The organism is Fervidobacterium sp., from assembly GCF_059913585.1.
In genome coordinates, this window is the sequence record NZ_DBOLZL010000003.1 from 30444 (window position 1) to 48832 (window position 18389).

An 18389-nucleotide genomic window follows, 5' to 3' on the forward strand; every position below is an offset into this window, starting at 1 on the left:
AATTTCTTCAAAAAGTGTTTGATTTATGGCACAGTTAAGATGCGAACCATTATTTGAAGCAAAACATTGATGTATAATTAAAAGTGATAGAAAATTACAAGAAGGTGGAGCCTGTGGAAAGAAGTATACTGACAAATACCTTCAAAACCTTGTTGATAGGAACCGTTGCATTTTATTTATTAACTCATCTTTCATCCTCGAGTATTCTCGAGACAATTTCATCAGATGTTAGAAAAATCAGCATCGATTCGATTCAAGTTGCATACAGAGAAGCAGGTCAAAGCAATTCAAAAGCAGTTGTATTTTTGCATGGATTTGGAGGGTCATCTTACGATTGGAAAGAGCTAATGGACATGCTGTCCGAATCATACCGTTGCCTAGCATTTGATATACCGCCATTTGGTCTATCTGAAAAGAGATTAGATTTTGATTATTCAGACGAGTCAATCGTAAGGCTCATAATGAACTCCTTGAATTATCTCGGCGTGAATCGTTTCGTTTTAGTCGGTCATTCAATGGGTGGCTACTTATCATTAGCGATAGCGAGTCTTTTTCCAGAAAGAGTGGAAAAACTCATTTTGTTTGACGCAGCGTATGCAAATCATTCAGAAACTTTAAATAGTCCTAATCCTCCTTTTGAATTGGACAACGAAAACCAGATTAAACTTTACCAAATACTTTTGGCCATCGGTCTGAAAACATATCCTTTGGTCAAATTTCTCTACCAAACATATCTTTCAACTGGTACCATTCTTAGCACAGAACACTTTGAATATCTTTTTGCGCAAAATTATTTCTTACCGGCAGAAGTGCTAATTAAATTCACTAAAGACAAAGCCATCCAAAAGCCTTTAGCAATTGACCTTGCTAGCATAGTTGCAAAAACACTTATCATCTATGGTGAAAAAGACAGCATAACTCCTCCATCAATTGGTGAATACTTGTCTCGGAACATAAGGGATTCTCGACTTCTACTGATTCCAAACGAAGGACATATGCCCTTGGCAAATAAATTGGCATTAGAGAAAGTAAAAGTGTTTTTAGGAGAATAGAAAAAATGTGACCCCACCACTGTAGGGTCACGATGTGTTTTTGATACGAAAAAATAGGAGATTTCAGAGAGGAGGATTTCCAAGTGCGATTAAAGTTCCATCCCACCGTCGATAACTATCACTTGGCCATTTATGTAGGTTCCGTCTATCACTAAGAATTTTACGAGCTTTGCAACTTCCTCTGGTTTTCCAAATCTTCTCATAGAGATTTTCTCGAGCGCAGTTTTTTTAATTTCCTCGGGTAACTTTTCTGTCATAGGTGTTTCGATAAAACCTGGTGCAATGGCATTTACCCGAACGTTTTTTCTTCCAAATTCCTTTGCCAAAGACTTTGTTAAGCCTATCAATCCTGCTTTTGAAGCAGCATAGTTCGCCTGTCCAATGTTACCTTCTAATCCAACAACTGAGGAGATATTGATTATAACACCTTCATTCTTTACAATTTCCCTTATTGTTGCTTTAACCATATTGAACGCACCCGTTAGATTCGTATTTATCACACTGTCCCACTCTTCGTAAGTCATTCGATATACTAAATTGTCTTTCGTTATTCCTGCGTTGTTGATAAGTATATCTATCCTCCCAAACTTTAGCACCACATCTTTAACTGCGCCTTCAACAGCATTCCTATCGGTAATATCAAGGATGTATTCGTGATAAAATTGAGCATTAATATTATCAGCTGAAGATGTATAGTTGAATCCAACAACAATACATCCTTCTTCGATAAATTCTTTTGTTATCGCTTTCCCGATTCCTCCTGACGCGCCTGTGACGATTGCAACTTTTCCATTAAGTCTGCCCATACTCTTTCCCCCTCATAACTTTGTCAAGTTTCAAGGCAACGAGATTAGCCACAAACAATTTGGCAAAATCAATGAACACGAAAGGTATAACTCCTACTATGAAAGCTTTCCTATAAATGCCTATGTGTAGCCCTAAAACTGTCCAACCAATGATGTAAACTACAGCAAGCCCGACGATTCCAGATAAAACAGTATTAAATTTTCTCCTTAGTTGCGCAATTAAAAAAGCGCTAATCGGAAACGCCCACAGATAGCCCGATGTAGGTCCCACCAGATGAGCAATACCACCAGAAAAATTTGCAAATGTAGGAAGACCTATTGCTCCAAGTGTTAAGTAAAGCAGCATGGAGGTCATAGCTTCAAAAGGATCCAACAAAAAACCAGCCAGGAAAACAAACAGCATCTGTAATGTTATAGGGACATTTCCAATAGGAATCGCAATCTGAGCTCCTACTGCTGTTAATGCTGCAAACAAAGCAATAATAGTTACTTTCCTTAAGTTTTTAATATCTCTTTTGGTGCTCTTGTTGTTCTTATCTTCCACTGGTAACTCCCTCCGCCAGATTTTTGGTTTCGATTAGCGTCGAAAAATGTTTGACATTGAGTTTCGCTTTCTTCAACATAGAAGTCAAAACATTTTTCGGTCCGACTTCTACAAATTCGTTAACACCAAGAGCTATCATCCTATCAATTGATTGTTTCCAATACACAGGTCCACTAATTTGCTCAAGAACATAATGTTTTATTTGCTCGGGGTCTGTTATTTCCCGAGCTACACTGTTCATAACAATGGGGTATTTTGGATGTCTGAATTTTATGTGCTCAACTTCTGCTGCCATTTTTTCTCTTGCACTTTCCAAAAATGGTGTATGGAAGGGACCAGATACCTTTAGTTCTATCGCCCTTTTACCATTTTCAGTGAGGTGCTTTACAAAACTTTTTATACTTTCGGTCTTCCCACTTACAACTGTTTGTTCCTCAGAATTGTAGTTAGCTATATAGAGACCGTCGTATTTGCGAACGAGTTCTTCTATTTCCTCAATTGCCACACCTATAACCGCTGCCATGCTACCTTCCCCAGGTTTCATTGCTTGTGAGATATATTCTCCTCTTTTTCTCACAAGATAAAGACCTGTCTCAAAGTCATAGACTCCTGCTACGGCAAGTGCTGTGTACTCACCTAAGCTGTGCCCGGCAACAAAATCGGGTTCTCTAAAACACTTTTTCAACTCAGTAAATGCCACATAACTTGCCAGGTATATAGCTGGTTGAGCATTTTCGGTGAGTTTTAAAACCTCCTCATCACCATCCATGATTTCTATCAAGTCAAAACCTAGAACATCGTTTGCAACTTTTGCATAGTTATCCCACGACTCGTATTTGGAAAAGTCACTTGCCATTCCGCTATATTGTGAACCTTGTCCCGGAAAAATGTAAGCGAGTTTCATAAAAAATCACCTCCACTTAGAGACGATTTCCGTAAGTTTTTGCTTATTTGTTTCCTCATTTTTTATTTTAAAAGTTCACAAAGTCTTTGAATTGTTGCATAGAACTCATTAACAATGTCTGTAATTATTTCTTTCACGGACTTAATCTCGTTTATCAATCCTACACATTGACCTGCCATAAATGAACCTTCTTCAATATTACCATCAATCACAGCTTTTCTTAAGCTTCCAACCAAGACTTCCTCAGCTTCCTGGAGGTTCTTTGTTTCTAACTCTTTCACTTTTTTCGCAAACCTCGTCTCAATTACCCTGGCAGGATGCCCAAGTGGAGCTCCTGTGATTACAGTATCTCTTATAGATGATTTTATGATGAGCTTTTTGAAATTCTCATGTGTGTCTGCTTCTGTTGAAGCGATGAATCTTGTCCCCATCTGAATACCCTCAGCACCAAGTGCAAACATCGCAGCCATGGATTTTCCATCAGCTATTCCCCCAGCTGCAATGACCGGTATTTTCACAGCCCTACATACAGCATTAACTAGGACTAACGTGGTAACCTCTCCAATGTGACCTCCTGATTCCATACCTTCGGCAATAACTGCATCCGCCCCTATGCGTTCCATCATCTTTGCCATATTATCCGAAGCAACAACAGGTAAGACCTTTATTCCAGCTTCTTTCAACTTTGACATATACTTCGAAGGATTACCGGCTCCAAATGTCACAACAGGCACTTTCTCTTCTATAACTAAATCGACCAGTTCATCAGCATACGGTGATACTAGTATTATGTTTACTCCGAAAGGTTTATCTGTTAAATTACGAACTGTATCAATAGCCTCTTTTAGCAGTGCTCTGTTCATCGCACCGGAACCTATAACTCCCAACCCTCCAGCATTCGAAACAGCTGCTGCTAGCTTTGGAGTTCCAGCCCACGACATACCTCCCATGATAATTGGATATTCGATGTTCAACAACCGACAAATTCGATTACTTTGCTTGAAGTTCATCTTCCACCCGCCTCACTTTGTACTTTATCCCCAACGGCTGATGATGAATCTTTGCCTTCTCCTTTTTTTACTCCCACCATCAATTTTGCTTTTGCGACCAGCTGACCATCAACTTTGGCTTTCCCATCAACAATTACTATAGGTCCTTTCTTGTCCAGCACCTTAACTTCGTATATCAGCTCACAGTTAGGTCTAACTTCTTTCTTAAACCTCGCTTCATCTATGCCGATGAAGATGGGTATTGAATTTCTTTCCACATTCTCTAACAACAAAACTCCTGCGGTTTGCGCAAGACCTTCGATAATGTAAACTCCCGGATATATTGGATAGCCTGGAAAGTGTCCTTTAAACACCGGTTCGTCTTCGGTAACGTATTTTTTTGCAATGATGTAATCCTCACCTTGTTCAATCACTTCGTCAACCAAAAGTATAGGTTCTCTGTGGGGCAATATTTTTAGAATTTCTTCTTTTCCTTTTTGTGTTTTCTTTTCATTCATATCTTCCCACCACCAACGAAGCATTGTGTCCACCAAAGCCGAAGGAGTTCTTAATAAAATTCCGTATTTCTACACCTTCGACGGTAGTTCGTGGAATGTTGAAATAATCGGGTCCATCTAACTCTTCCAAATTCGGCATTCCGTGAACAAATCCTTCGTTCATTTGAACGATGGAAGCTATTGTCTCGACAACCCCTGCTGCACCTAATAAGTGTCCAGTTAACGTCTTTGTCGAATTGACGTAAATATCCTTGACCCTTTCACCGAAGACATTTTCTATAGCTTTTAACTCTACTTCGTCACCAGCGGGTGTACTTGTTGCATGACAACTCACAAAGTCAATTTCGTTAATCGAAAGTCCCGCATCATCAATTGCCATCTTCATTACTCTTGTTGACCCTCTTGCTTCAGGGTCCGGAGCACTGAAATGGTATGCATCATCATTCATCGCATAACCCTTTATCTCGGCTATAATTTTCGCACCACGTGCCCTTGCAAACTCTTCGCTCTCCAATACTAAAATCCCTGCTCCTTCTCCCATTACAAACCCATCTCTTGCCTTATCAAAAGGTCTAGATGCCTTTTTGGGTTCGTCATTTCTTGTTGAAAGTGCTCGCATGGATGCAAATCCAGCGATGGGAAGTGGTGCAATAGTAGCTTCTGAACCACCAACAATTGCAACATCAGCGTAGCCGTGCCGAATCAGCATTGCACCTAATGCTATTGAATGGACAGATGTTGCACATGCGCTTACGGGAGCAAAGTTTGGACCTTTTAATCCAAATTCCATTGCTATCACACCGCTCGCCATGTTTATAAGAATCATTGGAATCAAGAAAGGGCTAACTCTATCCGGACCTTTCTCTTTCATCACTTCGTTTTGTTCTGCAAGTGTCAAGAACCCTCCCATACCAGACGAAACGAGCACTGCAACTCTTTCCTCAATCCCATTGAAATCTAACTCACTCATGATTACTGCTTGTCTTGCAGCTGCAACTGCGAACTGATTGAACCTATCAAGACGCTTAACGAGTTTTCTGTCCATGTAGTCTTCAGGTTTAAAATCCCTTACTTCGGCAGCAATTTTTACTGGAAGGTTCGAAGCATCGAAAGATGTTATCTTGTCAATACCAATGTGCATCTTTCTCAAATTTTGAGCAAATGCTTCCAGAGAACACCCAATTGGTGAAATAACACCAACTCCAGTAACTACAACTCTTCTTTTCAAAATCTCCACCCCCATCTTCCTTGATAATCTTCTTTTTCAAAGGACTAAATCTCTACTTTTTCACCAATCACCACTCCAAACGCTTCCGGTCCTACATGTGCAGCTATTGCCGCACCGATATTTGAAATTCCGAGTACAGCCTTTTCATCCAAGTTTGCAATCAATTTGTCCAAATAGTTTTTCATACTTTCGATAGTAAAACCGCCAATAATAGAGTAGTGTCGTGCAATACCTTTTTGATTTACAAAGTCTTGCGCTATCTTTGCCATAGAAGAAACTCCTGATTCCAAAGTCCTCACTGTTCCCAAGGTATTAACTTCACCTTCGTTATCTGTCGTAAGGATAGGCTTTATGTTAAGTAATTTCCCAAAGAAAGCCTTTGCCTTTCCTATACGACCACCCCTGTATAGATATTCAAGCGTTGGCACAAAGAAAACAAGCTGCGAGTTCTCAACTACCTTGTCAATATCATTTTGAGTTAGATTACCATTTTTTCTCAAAAGTTCCATTGCCTTCAAAAGAACGTACCCTTGCTTTATTGAAGCAGTTTTTGAGTCTAAAACTATGACATTCTTAGCCCCGAGCGAACTGACAACACTTTGAACAAGGTCGTACGTGTTACTTAGCTTCGAAGAAATTGTTAAAACATATACTTTTTCGCTACTTTCAGATGCTTCTTTTAAAACTCTCTCCACGATGTTGGGTTTGGGCAGAGAGGTTGTGGCGACCTCGCCTTGTAATTCCATTCGGTAAAGTTCCTCGGGCTTCAGTGTAACTTTGTCCTCATATTCTTCATTACGCACATAAACTCTGAGCGGAAGGACTTTCAGTTCAAATGGTAAATTCATACCTGCTGGTAAATCACATCCAGAATCTGTGACAAAAGTAACCATAGTATCTCACCTCTCATACTTGTATGATAGTTCTTTCAGGAAGAATTATACTCCGTTCAACAAAATTAGTCAATATAAAACTTTTTGATTGCTTCTAACATTATTATTGACAAAAAACAATTATTGTGGTATATTAACTTTTGTCAAATATGGAGATGTTTTTACGTAGCATCCATCAATTTACCAAGTTAAAAGGGGGAATGGTTATGGATTTGGAAAAAAGAGTGTGTGAAATCGTAGCAGAACAACTTGGGTTGGATATCTCGGAAGTTACACCAGACAAGAACTTGATGGAAGACCTCGGTGCCGATTCACTCGATGTTGTAGATTTAGTTATGGCGTTTGAAGATGAGTTCGGTGTGAAGATAAGTGACCAAGACTTGTCGAAAATAAAAACGGTAAAGGACGTTGTGGAAGCGATAAGACTCCGCTCATAACTCAAAAACAGCACTAATTTCTTTAAGAATGACTAAAAAGACCCTGAGGTTGCTCAGGGTCTTTGTTTTTTATCATTCTTTTATGGAAAGTCAGAAAATATTTTGCATAGAAATTTCTTTTTGTCTGGTATAATTGAATTGCCCGTATATCAGATAACTTATTGTGGAGAGTGATAACAGTTGAAAATACTTGGTCATAGAGGAATGCCCGTATTATATAAAGAAAACACACTCCAATCGCTACTTGCACCATTTTCCTTTGGAGCTGATGGTATAGAAACGGATGTCAGATTGGCAAGAGACAGTGTCCCAGTTTTAATACATGACGAGACCTTGACTAATTTCTGTGGCACAGACGTAAGGGTTAGTGATTTAACACTTGCCGAGTTAAGAGAATACAAAAGTGATGGTGAAACAGTTCCGACACTTGAGGAATTTCTCAAAGTAGCCCCTAAAAACAAATGTTTAAATATTGAAATTAAGGAATACGAAGCGGGCGAATTGGTGGTACTGATGTGTAAGAAACTTTATGAAGGTGAAATCATATTCAGTTCTTTCAACCATCGCTTAATCAATGAATTAAAAGAAAAATACAATGGTTTAAAATTCGGCTACCTTTTTGACGAACAACATATAAGTATGAGTGATGAAGAAATACTTGCGCTATTTGACAAAAATACTTACAGTGCTCATTTACCTGTAATTGGTTTGCTTTACTTTCCTGAGCGCTTGGTAAATATTATTAAGGAATTAAAGAAAAGGGGAATTAAGATAGTATTGTGGACAGTTAATAGTAAAACTGACATTGCAAGGATTTCTGAATATGTAGATTACGTTATAACGGATGATGTAAGAATTTTCCTTTAAGTTTATTCGAACGTTTGGAAAATCTCTTAAGGGGGTTGCGTGATGTATAAAATCATTATGCTCCTAATAAGTATGCTTGCAGTCATATTCGTTTGGGTTAACTACACCTCGGCAACTGTGGGTTTCGTCTATAATCCTATAACAAATGCCGCTGAGTATCTAAGCCTCAAGAACCATAGAGTAAATTTTGTTGCTTCCAACATCGACAGCGATTTAGAAAAGTTTTTCAAATATCTCTCGAGCCGGGGTGTTAAATTTGTGGTAGGTCCTTCTACGTCGGCTGATGGTAAAAAAGTCCTTCCCTATCTAAGAAAATACGATATTTTTGCACTCTCACCCACGATCAGTTCCACAGAATTGCTGAAATCCGGTTATATTTACTCACTTACGCCTTCAAATACAATTATTATCTCATCATTTCGAGAATATTTGAAAAAATTCGAATGCAGTAACCTTTTGTTGGTGCTAGATGATTCAAATAGAGAATACAGCGACGAGTTTAAGCACCTTTTAAATTACTTCCCCGGAGATTTTGTTTATTACCAAGAATTATCCTCTATCAAGAATGTTCCTGTTGAAAAGTACGATACAGCTGTTCTCACAACCCCAGAAAAAGATTCCTTTGAAATAATAAAGTTTTTGAGAACGAAAAATGCAAACATTAAAATATTCGGTACGGAAGCTTCTTTCAGCAAGGAATTTCTGAGGCTTGGAGGACTTTTTTTACAAGGGGTATATTTCCTAGTTCCCAAAGTGTATTCAACAGAAGGAGTTGAACTATCATTGATTGATAATTGGGTTGACCTCATTCAGAATCACAGGTTTTTAACTACTCAACAATTCCGCCGTTTCATAAACACACATATCGTCAAAGTAGGCGATAGATACATTTATTTCACTGAAGAAGGGGTCAAAGAAGATCTTAAACTCTACGTTGTTCAAGATGGAAAATTCAAGGAGGTTCAGTGAAGTGGATAAAACAAGAAGGATTGGAGCCATTGTCAATGGAGTAGTCGCTGTGGTTTTTATCGTCTTGTTAGCTACTTTTTTTATCAGACTTGATAAAGAAGCTACAAGATATTTAAATGATTTTTCCGAAATGCTCGACAGTTACATTGAAAATCGCATCGGGGTTGTTGTGGAATTACCTAAAGATTTAATAATCGATGGTTCGGACTATTCTCAGAATCTGAAGATAGGTCCCAATTCTTATTTGAAAGGCATATTTGTCAAAGGTTATTCACTCAAGTATGTTTTTGAAGAGAAAGATAACTTGTTCTTATTGGAAATACCAATTGCATTGATAAGGTTCCCAACACGTGAATTCAAAATCATTGTTGAAGTAGATGGGAGAGTTGTTTATTCACCTGAAAAGGGATTGATTGGCAGTTTAGCCAATGGTAGCCTTAATAATCTTCCGGACTTCCTAACGAAACACAAAACAACAAAATACAAATTCAACGTAAAAATCTCGCCCAATCCAGAGTTCTTGATTTCAAGCATATTTTTCAGTTTTCTTTGGGGATTGGTCCCTTGGGTAGCATTAGTGACTTTGAACAACATTTATACGAGCAAGGAAAAAGACCTTGAAAAGGCCTCATCAGCGTTGCAGAGTATAATTTCAGATATGATTCTTAGAGTAGAAACTGGCGAATATGTAGAGTACAAACCAATAGAAACAAAACACGAATCCTTGTTAAAGGTTCAAAATGCCATCCACAATCTATTCTCACGGTATACGGAAGCAATTGCTGGATTTAAATCAACAACTGAGGAATTGGAAAACACAATGGCACAAATAGAAGAAATGCAATCGGCTTTGGAAGAGAGAAATTTCCTTTTGATAAATACACTTGCCGAAACTGTTGAACTCAAAGATATAGGCACGGGAGAACATTCAAAAAAGGTTATGCAGTTATCATTAGCACTAGCAACAAAACTCAACATAACAGACCCAGAAGAACTCAACGCAATAAAATACGGGGCGATACTTCATGATGTAGGGAAAATCGGTATACCCGACCAGATACTTTTGAAACCTGGGAAGCTTAACCCGGAAGAATTTGAAATAATGAAAACTCATACCATATTAGGAGAAAGGGTCGTTTCACAAATTCCAGGATGGGAACTTGTGGCTGATGTTGTTCGGCATCATCATGAGAATATCGATGGAAGTGGCTATCCTGATGGTCTTTCGAAAGGCACATTGAGTCTCAGAGCACAAATAGTCTCTTTGGTTGATGTTTTCACTGCGTTGACAGAAGATAGACCTTACAGAAACGCTTTGAGTCCTTTAGAAGCTCTTGAACTCATGCAAAACATGGTTGGAACAAAGTTTGACCAAGAGTTGTTTGAAAAATTCAAAGAAGTTGTTTTGGAGCATATGGAACTTTCCGCACTTCCAAAAGATGAGTCTGAAGCAGAGGAAATAAGAGATTCAGAAGGTGGTTATTTAGCATGAAATCCCAGAAATTGTCTCTTTTGCTCGCTACGATTTTCTGCATTCTGTTTGTTGCTACCTATCTTTACAACGTGAGGCTTGTTTCCCGGCTCGAAAGGTTTCAAAAGGTGATAAAGGCTTACGAGTTATACGTATCTGATAGTAAAGACTTTTCCAAATACGTTGAAGACAATAATTTAGAGGAATTAGCTTATCTTGTCGAAAAACAGATAAAATCACAAGTAAGAACCAAAATAGATGCTGCAAAGCAGGCTTTTAGGAATGGCAATTACGCCGATGCTGTTAACCTACTTAGGGAAATTAAGGATATTGAAAATCCCTGGCTTGATGAGGTATACTTTTATTTGGGCTCGTCATTGTACAAAATTGGGGAAAGTGAGAGCGCAAAATTCTACTTGTCTTCTTTTTTAGACAATTTTAAGTATTCTATATACCGTAAGGAAGCACTTTTGATGCTACGGGAATTTTCTGATGGTGAGCTGAAGAAAAAAGTCGAAGAAACTTTAAATAGCATGGAAGAATTTAAAAAATAGGAATCGGAGGAAAGAGAATGGTTCTTAGAGATATTCAAAGCGAATACGATTCAAGAAACGTATACCTGAAAAGAGTAGGAGTAAAAGGTGTTAGGTATCCTATTGTGGTTCTCGATAAGACAAATGGTACACAATCAACAATTGCAACGATAAATATGTACGTAGACCTTCCACAAAACTATCGAGGAACACACATGAGTAGGTTTATCGAAGTTCTTAACGAATATCACCTAGAGATAAATCCTAAACGCGTGAGAGACATCTTACACAAACTCAAGGATGTTTTAAATGCAAAGAGGGCAGTCATAGAAGTTGAATTCCCTTACTTTATTAAAAAGCAGGCACCAGTAACAAAGAGCGAAAGTTATCTTGAATATATCTGTACTTTTGAAGCAGAAATTTTCGATAGTAGGTTTGATTTTTTAACTTCGGTTGTAGTTCCAATACACACACTATGTCCATGCTCAAAAGAAATCAGTGAGCGGGGTGCTCACAATCAAAGGGCTCTTTGTAAAGTATCCTACGAAAGTAAAGAAATGATATGGATAGAAGACATTGTAGAGATTGTGGAAAAATCGGCGAGTGCACCTATATTCACTTTACTTAAAAGGCCAGACGAAAAGTATGTAACAGAGCTCGCCTATGACCATCCAAAATTTGTAGAAGACGTGGCGAGAGATGTTGCACTTGAGTTGAAAAAGTATGATAAAATAAAATGGTATAGAGTAGAAGTTGAGAGCTTTGAGTCGATTCATGCACACAATGCCTACGCGTGCGTAACAAGTGACGAATTACAAGGATAAGAACACACATCTACGAGAAGGTGATAATATGGATGAGCAAAAAATCAACAAGATACTTACATACATGGGGTTTGCAGCTAGGGCGAATAAGATTGCTTTTGGAAAGGATATGTTAAAGGAATACCTAAGCGATAAAAGGTTACGTAAAAAAGTATTAGTTGTGGCAAAAGATGCTGGGGAAAGAGTAAAGAAGGACTTGAAGATAAGATGTGAAATAAACGATGTTCCATATATCGAAATTGCGGACAAAAAAACGCTTGCAAAAGCTGTAGGAAAAATTAATCTGTCGGCAGTGGGAATTCTTGATGAAAATCTTGCAGAAGCAATTATTAAAGTGGTGCACGCTGAATAAAATGCTCTCATCTGAGAATTTCCACCTTCCAAGGGGGTAAAAACTATGGAAGAAAGAATAGTTACTCTTGCGGAGTTTCCACTTATAGATTTCGTTGAGTTAGTAAATATGGTCTTTTCCGACTACGTAATTCCAATCAATTGGAACGTTCTATCCTTTAAGATGGATGCTAGAGAAAACTCTATTTCCTTCAGCGATTCCTTTGTATTCATCAAGGATAATGAACCTGTGGGCTTTATTCTTGTTGCAATACGTGGAAATAGAGCAAGAATAGACGCCATGGGGGTTGTGCCAAACGAACGTGGAAAAGGCTTGGCAGATAGAATATTGAAACATACATTTAGGCATTTAAAGATGAAAAACATTGAACACGTAACGCTCGAAGTTGCAGCTGCAGACGAACGGGCTGTAAGATTCTACGATAAAAACGGATTCAGAAAGTTGAGAAATCTTGACACGTTTGTTCTGGAGAATCCCCAAGAATATGATATACACTACTCTGCCCTTCAGACTGACAACAGACTAGTTTACTCAATTGCACTGAGTAACGAGATAAATATACCAAGAAAGGTAAATTGGCAACGTGAACCAATAACATTGATGCTATCTGATGGAAGATACAACTTAGTTAGATTACACTCCAAAAACATAGAAGGATACTTGGTTTGGGGCAAAACAGACGAAAATTCTTCTTACATAGTCGACTGCGCACCAAGGTCTGCAGTACTTGAAGATTGGGATTTGGTTGTGAAAGTTTCTGTTGATTACATTGTAAAGAATGCAAGACCATCAATAATATCTGTGGTTGCAGTAGCTGAAGATGATTTATTACATAGTGCGTTGGAAAAAAATGATTTCAAGATATTGTTGACACAATATGAAATGGTAAGGAAGCTGTAGCTACAGTTCGTTTCTATGAATAGAGTAACAGGACCTTAGTAAACCTTAGACAAAACTGTTCCTGGATAAAAGAAGGTCAATATAGTAGTGTAATCCCATCCATAATCCTTTGCTAGAAAGTTTGCAGCCACTTGGCTCATACCTATTCCATGCCCAAATCCTCCACCGTAAAGTATCACCTTTTCCGCATAGCCGTAATCGTTTTTAACAACATCTACGGCAAAGAAGGAACTAGGAAGCGAAGTGAAGTCGGACCTGACTATACCATTGCGTAACACCACCTTTTTTCCAGTCGGTGAGAATAGTTTCAGTACTTGCTCGTCTGCTATTTTATACAACCTTTTATTTGTTTCTACGACCAACTCTTTGACATACTTTCCAGTGGTTCTTTGAGTAATGTAAATGTTAACGATTACTTCATGTTGATTATCTGAAAAATCAAAATAATCACGTTGATAGGTTCCACTCTTTTGTTCAGTCATATTAAAGTTTTCTTCTGTTGTTGGTATCATACTTGGATCTGTAGTTATCATCATACTTGAGTCTTTAAAAGAGTCATTCACTAACTCAGAAATAACCGTTGCATTTCTTTCCTCCAAAAGGTTTGGCGTTAAAACCAAGTTAATAAAATCTGCTAAGACCTCGATGAATTTGAACTTTTGTTTCAAATCTTCCGAATTGGACGAGTCGAGCACAGATAAGTTTTTAAGTGAAGAGAGCCTTTGTAAAATTTCCTCAGGAGTGTATTCAACTCTCCATCGGAAATAACCATTGACAGCCTCCGGAAAACCCAAACTTTTGAGCATAAAAACATTACTATTCTTCAAAAAGTTAGTTATTGCTTGTTCATCATCGAGAAATACCGCAAGTTCACTTTCAACAGCTACCATCTTAGGGGTTATGTAGCTAATCTTCATTCTAAAAACATCTTCAGGAGATAGAGCATAACCTCCGGATACAGCGTAATAGAACGTAGCTGCAGGTTTGCCCTGATATCCGAGTATCTCGCCACTTGTTTCTATAACAGCGTTAGTAGCCTTTTCATTTGTGGAACTGAAGTTATACGCTTGAAAATTCGTAGAATCGTCAATATTTGCCCCAAGTCTTGCGTACCTTCTATCGGCAAGGATTTTATTAAGTGTATATGTTCGAGCAACAACCGCCTGTGCTTTTAATGCTTCAGAATGATAGGTACTTGGCATCTCACTTGATACAACGGTTTTTAAATACTCTTCTATCGGCAATTCATTTATAATGCTAAGTCCACCATCGTTGTTAGCAACTATTTCAAAGCTACCAAAATACTTTTTCTTCCCTTTTTCGACAATCTCGACCGATGAATTACTGCTAAGAGGCTTTAAATAAAACCTAGATTTTATTCCAAAAGGACCTATTATTCCATTGTTTGTTTCAACAATAAGAACATTGAAGTGCCTTTGAAATCGGATTAGTTCTCCAGATTGTAAGTTTGCGACTTGCTGATAGGTATTGTCCAAAACGAAAAGGAAATAGGGTTGAGATACCTTTACAGTAATATAATCAAAACTGCTTGATACGAGACTGCCAGTGGAACTCAACTTTGAACTTAGCAGTACACGAACAGTTGAAGGAAGAGTCTCGACATAGTTGATATCCGTTATTTCTCCGCTTGAAAATGTGACAAACAATTCGCTTATTCCTGGATAAAGTAAACTCGACCACTGAACATTACTTTTTCCGTTGATTAAAAGGGTATTCGATAACTTGTATTTTCCTTCCTTTTCAAAAATAACCTCTCTCGTAGTAGCATCAAAGGCAACAATTTTAGACATTTTAGCCAAATTCGATAATAACGAAATTTTCTTATTTTTGAAGGATATCATTAGGGAGTAAAAAGAACCGGATTGAAATCCTATGTCCGTTGAGAAAAGTATGCTATTAGAGTTCACATCTTTTTCTTCTATAATAGAAAATCTATAGGTACCTGGAAAGAGTTCCATCTGTACAGGGAAAGTATTGATATTAAGTGGGATAACAATTGTGAAATCCGGGTACTCATATGTTATCTTAACTTTTTTTCCAGTAGGAGCACTTACATCATCAACATCTAGCGTGAGAAGAATCTTAACTAAGTTAGGTGTCATAGTTATTTCCACTTTCTTGGTAGGAATATCATAATTTACAGTTACCTCAGAACCGCCGAAAAAGAGGACATTGTTCTTAAAAGTTAATACCGCACCGATTTTGTAAGTTCCTTGGTTTTCTAAATTTACGTTCAAAACTGGGGATTTAGTAGTAAAAATCTGCGAATAGCTTCCGTCAACAAGTTTGATTTGATAAACGTATGAAAATCCTTCCTCAAGTGATTCAAAGCTTATAAATGGCAGGTTATAATCAACCATTTCGGGAAATTTAAGTGAGACATCCAAAGCAAAATACCCCAGTCCAAGTACTTTGATACAAAACAAAAAGAGCAACAAGAACATCAAACTTAGAGTGCCCTTTCCTTTCACGATATCACCTCTCGTTTAATTTCTAATCTATTATTCATTTACTAAAAGACTCATTTTCAAAATTACAGCGCCACCTTAAATTGATTCAATTACTATCAAGCCATCCATTCCTGAAACACCTAAAAACAATCTAAGACTGTTCATTACAAAATTTGTCACCCTTTTGCTCTAAGAATATTTTTCTATGTTATCTTCATCTTTCACCTTGTGACCTCCGCACTCGAATTTGTATATACTATTAACAACTTAACAAGAGGGCCATTGGGAGAATCATAATCCCAATGGCCCCTTAGAATAGCCATTGATTTTATACATTCAAAAAATCAAAATCTCAAACATTCTCGTTTTCTGTTATAACATCAGCAACCTTGACATTAACGCTTTCTACAATCATACCAGTCATCTCTTCTACTTTTGCTTTCACGTGACATGCAACGTTGTTAGAAAATTCCAGGAAATTCGAACCAAACTTTGCCGGCACTTGGATTGTGAATCTTACTCTTTCTTTCTCTTCGTCTTCCGACAGTTGAGGTTTTTCAACAATAACGTTACTCTTTTTGAAACTAATCGTCTTTTCAGCATCTTCAAAGCCAAAAAACTCGCAGACACTTCTGTAAACTATCTCTTGATAAACATTTGCATTAATCTCTATTCTTCCCATATAAATGCCTCCTTTAAGAAAATAATTACTTAACTTCCGTCACATGCATGTTGACATCTACATTTTCTAACGCAAGGTGGTTTCTAAATGATTCTATTATTTTTTCTTTCACCATAGCAAAAGTTTCTGGTATGTTTATACCATAACCAACAGCAACGTAAAGGTCCACTGTAACACCTTCTCCATTTTCGTTAATAACAACGTTGGACTCTTCTGACGAAAATACGTTTAGGACTTTCTGTAACCAGTTCTTTGCTGCGACATTCAACCTGTCTGAAAGTTCGGTTAAAGCATAGTAGACTACCTTTTTCAACGCTTTTTCAGTTACCTCAATTTCTCCACATGTTCCTGGAAATTTCATCACATTCACCTCCAAGAAAAGATCAGTTTCTGTTAAAATTACATCACTACGCCCAGCGTAGGTTAAATTTTTGTGTAATAAGTTTACCACATTGTTAATAAAAAGTCAAGTAATGTGAATCACGCCATGGTTGCCTTTATAGTTATTAATTATCTTATTTTATGAGCCATGGGAACAAATAATGCAAGAAAAACAGTCCAATCAAGATAAATCCTAAAGTTCTGTGGTAAACTATCCACTTTTTACCAACCTTGTTTTTGAACAAGAACCCCAAAAATGCAAGAAGTATACCCATCCAAAGAATAAGGCCTGTGTGTAATTTTATCGTTCCCAAAGCTAAGTAACCGTGAATAAATCCGATAACTAATAAGGCAGTACCTGTGAAAATATGAGCATTCTTTAGAAATTTAAGAATTGGTGGAAACCAGTTCGGTTTCTTTGGAAGATACTTGTAAGTTCTCCTCAAAATAAAAAGAGACATTTGAAAAAACAATAGTATAGCACTTATTGTTCCCAATACTTTGTACACCATCTATTCCCAACTCCGCTTAAGTTATTTTTAGTTCATCCTAAATCCCACAATCAACCACTCTTTGCGGGGTTGACCATTGTAAACCGTTCCTGCTTTTATTCCTTGTGCATTTTTGGACACATCATACACAAGATCATCAACAATGACAAAAGGTTTACCATCTTTTCCATTGAATCTTGAGATGGTTTTGTCGTTGAAGACATATAGTCCAATAGGATACAACCTGCTGAGCAAATTAACGTGTCCTTGAAGCGAGAGTATTTCACTCGTGAGATCTACTCCCATATCATGACCATAATGTTCACCACCTGTAAATTTTCTGGACTGAGTAGCATCATAAACGATACCATAAACAGAAACATAGATTTTCTTTTGTTGCTTTCCGTCGTATTTAATCAGCTCATCTGGGGTGAAAACAAGAACACCGTAGGATGGGAACGATTTTATTTTGGAAATGCCATGTGGTGAGAGTTTTAAGATGTCGTAAGTCAAATCCTGACCAGCTACGTGCTGATTTTTATGTGTTCCTCCTGCCCATGATTTTGAAGCGGAAAGATTGTAAACTATCCCGTTAACAGCAACCATTACGGGTGCGTTTTTTCCATTGTACTTCGAAAGTTCAGAAATCGTAACACCAAGAAATCCAACAATTTTATCATTTGAAAGAAGCTTTGGGTCTACCTCTGATAACGTGACAAATTTTTTAGCTGGCGCGGAAGTTCCGAGGTTATATACAACACCTTCCACAGAAATCCATCCTGAAGTCTTCTGCAAAGTTTCAGAGGAAATTATTTTGTATTCTCCTTTGAACTTCTGAATGTTAAAAAACTTATCAAGCTGCCCAGCAAATAAAAAACTTGTAAAGATAGCTAAACCTAGTAAGACAAAAATCAGTCTGTACTTACTCATACTTTCACCTCCTACGTAAAAATATGGTATAAATATTTTAGTCAAAAAGTAGGCAGGGCAGGACGACTTATTCAGCCTTGGCTTTCAAGCCATTCTAGGAGTCTGTCGCCTGCCTTTAACCATGATAAGTTGGTTGGGTTTTTAACC

The 18389-nt window shown here is 37.7% G+C and carries 21 protein-coding genes; 9 read left to right on the plus strand and 12 right to left on the minus strand.

What is annotated here, in order from left to right:
* Positions 1 to 113: 113 nt before the first annotated feature.
* The gene (locus AC3M61_RS00275; RefSeq protein ID WP_500778957.1) at positions 114 to 1052 is read left to right on the plus strand and encodes an alpha/beta fold hydrolase; all 939 of its coding nucleotides are present in this window, start codon (positions 114 to 116) and stop codon (positions 1050 to 1052) included.
* Between the two features lie 89 nt (positions 1053 to 1141).
* Here AC3M61_RS00275 and fabG read toward each other — a convergent pair whose 3' ends face one another.
* From fabG to AC3M61_RS00310, 7 genes are all read right to left on the minus strand, one after another.
* Positions 1142 to 1858 (minus strand): 3-oxoacyl-ACP reductase FabG, encoded by a 717-nt coding sequence (fabG, locus tag AC3M61_RS00280; RefSeq protein WP_500778958.1) that lies wholly within the window; start codon positions 1856 to 1858, stop codon positions 1142 to 1144.
* Positions 1845 to 2402, minus strand: coding sequence for a biotin transporter BioY (locus AC3M61_RS00285; RefSeq protein WP_500778959.1), 558 nt, complete (start codon positions 2400 to 2402; stop codon positions 1845 to 1847). Before AC3M61_RS00285 ends, fabG begins: the two co-directional genes overlap by 14 nt.
* Positions 2392 to 3306: an ACP S-malonyltransferase gene (gene fabD / locus AC3M61_RS00290; protein WP_500778960.1), complete on the minus strand. Its 915-nt coding sequence runs from the start codon at positions 3304 to 3306 to the stop codon at positions 2392 to 2394. The genes AC3M61_RS00285 and fabD overlap by 11 nt, the downstream gene beginning before the upstream one ends.
* Before the next feature lie 62 nt (positions 3307 to 3368).
* Positions 3369 to 4316 (minus strand): enoyl-[acyl-carrier-protein] reductase FabK, encoded by a 948-nt coding sequence (fabK, locus tag AC3M61_RS00295; RefSeq protein WP_500778961.1) that lies wholly within the window; start codon positions 4314 to 4316, stop codon positions 3369 to 3371.
* The gene (fabZ, locus tag AC3M61_RS00300) at positions 4313 to 4813 is read right to left on the minus strand and encodes a 3-hydroxyacyl-ACP dehydratase FabZ (protein WP_500778962.1); all 501 of its coding nucleotides are present in this window, start codon (positions 4811 to 4813) and stop codon (positions 4313 to 4315) included. The genes fabK and fabZ overlap by 4 nt, the downstream gene beginning before the upstream one ends.
* Entirely contained in the window at positions 4806 to 6041 is a 1236-nt protein-coding gene (fabF, locus tag AC3M61_RS00305; protein ID WP_500778963.1) for a beta-ketoacyl-ACP synthase II, read from the minus strand. Before fabF ends, fabZ begins: the two co-directional genes overlap by 8 nt.
* A 44-nt stretch (positions 6042 to 6085) precedes the next feature.
* A complete protein-coding gene (locus tag AC3M61_RS00310) occupies positions 6086 to 6934 on the minus strand; it encodes a DegV family protein (RefSeq protein ID WP_448378594.1) in 849 nt (282 codons plus the stop codon).
* Between the two features lie 206 nt (positions 6935 to 7140).
* Between AC3M61_RS00310 and acpP the strand changes: the two genes are divergently transcribed.
* From acpP to AC3M61_RS00350, 8 genes are all read left to right on the plus strand, one after another.
* Positions 7141 to 7371 carry an acyl carrier protein gene (gene acpP / locus AC3M61_RS00315; RefSeq protein WP_014451447.1) on the plus strand — a complete coding sequence of 77 codons (231 nt, stop codon included), beginning with the start codon at positions 7141 to 7143 and terminating at the stop codon, positions 7369 to 7371.
* 204 nt (positions 7372 to 7575) lie between these two features.
* Positions 7576 to 8238, plus strand: a complete 663-nt coding sequence (locus AC3M61_RS00320) for a glycerophosphodiester phosphodiesterase family protein (RefSeq protein ID WP_500778964.1) — start codon at positions 7576 to 7578, stop codon at positions 8236 to 8238.
* A 42-nt stretch (positions 8239 to 8280) separates the two neighbouring features.
* Entirely contained in the window at positions 8281 to 9207 is a 927-nt protein-coding gene (locus AC3M61_RS00325; protein ID WP_500778965.1) for an ABC transporter substrate-binding protein, read from the plus strand.
* 1 nt (position 9208) lies between these two features.
* Positions 9209 to 10699 (plus strand): HD-GYP domain-containing protein, encoded by a 1491-nt coding sequence (locus tag AC3M61_RS00330; protein WP_500778966.1) that lies wholly within the window; start codon positions 9209 to 9211, stop codon positions 10697 to 10699.
* The gene (locus tag AC3M61_RS00335) at positions 10696 to 11232 is read left to right on the plus strand and encodes a tetratricopeptide repeat protein (RefSeq protein ID WP_500778967.1); all 537 of its coding nucleotides are present in this window, start codon (positions 10696 to 10698) and stop codon (positions 11230 to 11232) included. The genes AC3M61_RS00330 and AC3M61_RS00335 overlap by 4 nt, the downstream gene beginning before the upstream one ends.
* 17 nt (positions 11233 to 11249) lie before the next feature.
* Positions 11250 to 12035 carry a GTP cyclohydrolase FolE2 gene (gene folE2, locus AC3M61_RS00340; protein ID WP_500778968.1) on the plus strand — a complete coding sequence of 262 codons (786 nt, stop codon included), beginning with the start codon at positions 11250 to 11252 and terminating at the stop codon, positions 12033 to 12035.
* 28 nt (positions 12036 to 12063) lie between these two features.
* Complete coding sequence (locus tag AC3M61_RS00345; protein ID WP_500778969.1) at positions 12064 to 12387, plus strand: L7Ae/L30e/S12e/Gadd45 family ribosomal protein; 324 nt, start codon at positions 12064 to 12066, stop codon at positions 12385 to 12387.
* Positions 12388 to 12432: 45 nt separating this feature from the next.
* Positions 12433 to 13287 (plus strand): GNAT family N-acetyltransferase, encoded by an 855-nt coding sequence (locus AC3M61_RS00350; RefSeq protein ID WP_500778970.1) that lies wholly within the window; start codon positions 12433 to 12435, stop codon positions 13285 to 13287.
* A 35-nt stretch (positions 13288 to 13322) separates the two neighbouring features.
* On the opposite strand, the gene AC3M61_RS00355 is transcribed toward AC3M61_RS00350, so the two are convergent.
* From AC3M61_RS00355 to AC3M61_RS00375, 5 genes are all read right to left on the minus strand, one after another.
* On the minus strand, positions 13323 to 15779 hold the full coding sequence (locus AC3M61_RS00355) for a SpoIID/LytB domain-containing protein (RefSeq protein ID WP_500778971.1): 2457 nt from the start codon (positions 15777 to 15779) through the stop codon (positions 13323 to 13325).
* A 331-nt stretch (positions 15780 to 16110) separates the two neighbouring features.
* Positions 16111 to 16440 carry an Asp23/Gls24 family envelope stress response protein gene (locus AC3M61_RS00360; RefSeq protein WP_500778972.1) on the minus strand — a complete coding sequence of 110 codons (330 nt, stop codon included), beginning with the start codon at positions 16438 to 16440 and terminating at the stop codon, positions 16111 to 16113.
* 25 nt (positions 16441 to 16465) lie between these two features.
* Positions 16466 to 16801 (minus strand): Asp23/Gls24 family envelope stress response protein, encoded by a 336-nt coding sequence (locus tag AC3M61_RS00365; protein ID WP_500778973.1) that lies wholly within the window; start codon positions 16799 to 16801, stop codon positions 16466 to 16468.
* Positions 16802 to 16955: 154 nt separating this feature from the next.
* On the minus strand, positions 16956 to 17333 hold the full coding sequence (locus AC3M61_RS00370; RefSeq protein WP_500778974.1) for a hypothetical protein: 378 nt from the start codon (positions 17331 to 17333) through the stop codon (positions 16956 to 16958).
* A 27-nt stretch (positions 17334 to 17360) separates the two neighbouring features.
* On the minus strand, positions 17361 to 18242 hold the full coding sequence (locus AC3M61_RS00375; RefSeq protein ID WP_500778975.1) for a cytochrome b5 domain-containing protein: 882 nt from the start codon (positions 18240 to 18242) through the stop codon (positions 17361 to 17363).
* Positions 18243 to 18389 lie beyond the last annotated feature (147 nt).

What these genes read in the sequence shown, in the direction of transcription:
- fabG (WP_500778958.1), bottom strand. Translation starts at nt 1,858, where the DNA reads ATGGGCAGACTTAATGGAAAAGTTGCAATCGTCACAGGCGCGTCAGGA.
- fabD (WP_500778960.1), bottom strand. Translation starts at nt 3,306, where the DNA reads ATGAAACTCGCTTACATTTTTCCGGGACAAGGTTCACAATATAGCGGA.
- fabK (WP_500778961.1), bottom strand. Translation starts at nt 4,316, where the DNA reads ATGAACTTCAAGCAAAGTAATCGAATTTGTCGGTTGTTGAACATCGAA.
- fabZ (WP_500778962.1), bottom strand. Translation starts at nt 4,813, where the DNA reads ATGAATGAAAAGAAAACACAAAAAGGAAAAGAAGAAATTCTAAAAATA.
- AC3M61_RS00310 (WP_448378594.1), bottom strand. Translation starts at nt 6,934, where the DNA reads ATGGTTACTTTTGTCACAGATTCTGGATGTGATTTACCAGCAGGTATG.
- acpP (WP_014451447.1), top strand. Translation starts at nt 7,141, where the DNA reads ATGGATTTGGAAAAAAGAGTGTGTGAAATCGTAGCAGAACAACTTGGG.
- AC3M61_RS00320 (WP_500778964.1), top strand. Translation starts at nt 7,576, where the DNA reads ATGCCCGTATTATATAAAGAAAACACACTCCAATCGCTACTTGCACCA.
- AC3M61_RS00325 (WP_500778965.1), top strand. Translation starts at nt 8,281, where the DNA reads ATGTATAAAATCATTATGCTCCTAATAAGTATGCTTGCAGTCATATTC.
- AC3M61_RS00335 (WP_500778967.1), top strand. Translation starts at nt 10,696, where the DNA reads ATGAAATCCCAGAAATTGTCTCTTTTGCTCGCTACGATTTTCTGCATT.
- folE2 (WP_500778968.1), top strand. Translation starts at nt 11,250, where the DNA reads ATGGTTCTTAGAGATATTCAAAGCGAATACGATTCAAGAAACGTATAC.
- AC3M61_RS00345 (WP_500778969.1), top strand. Translation starts at nt 12,064, where the DNA reads ATGGATGAGCAAAAAATCAACAAGATACTTACATACATGGGGTTTGCA.
- AC3M61_RS00350 (WP_500778970.1), top strand. Translation starts at nt 12,433, where the DNA reads ATGGAAGAAAGAATAGTTACTCTTGCGGAGTTTCCACTTATAGATTTC.
- AC3M61_RS00360 (WP_500778972.1), bottom strand. Translation starts at nt 16,440, where the DNA reads ATGGGAAGAATAGAGATTAATGCAAATGTTTATCAAGAGATAGTTTAC.
- AC3M61_RS00365 (WP_500778973.1), bottom strand. Translation starts at nt 16,801, where the DNA reads ATGAAATTTCCAGGAACATGTGGAGAAATTGAGGTAACTGAAAAAGCG.
- AC3M61_RS00370 (WP_500778974.1), bottom strand. Translation starts at nt 17,333, where the DNA reads ATGGTGTACAAAGTATTGGGAACAATAAGTGCTATACTATTGTTTTTT.
- AC3M61_RS00375 (WP_500778975.1), bottom strand. Translation starts at nt 18,242, where the DNA reads ATGAGTAAGTACAGACTGATTTTTGTCTTACTAGGTTTAGCTATCTTT.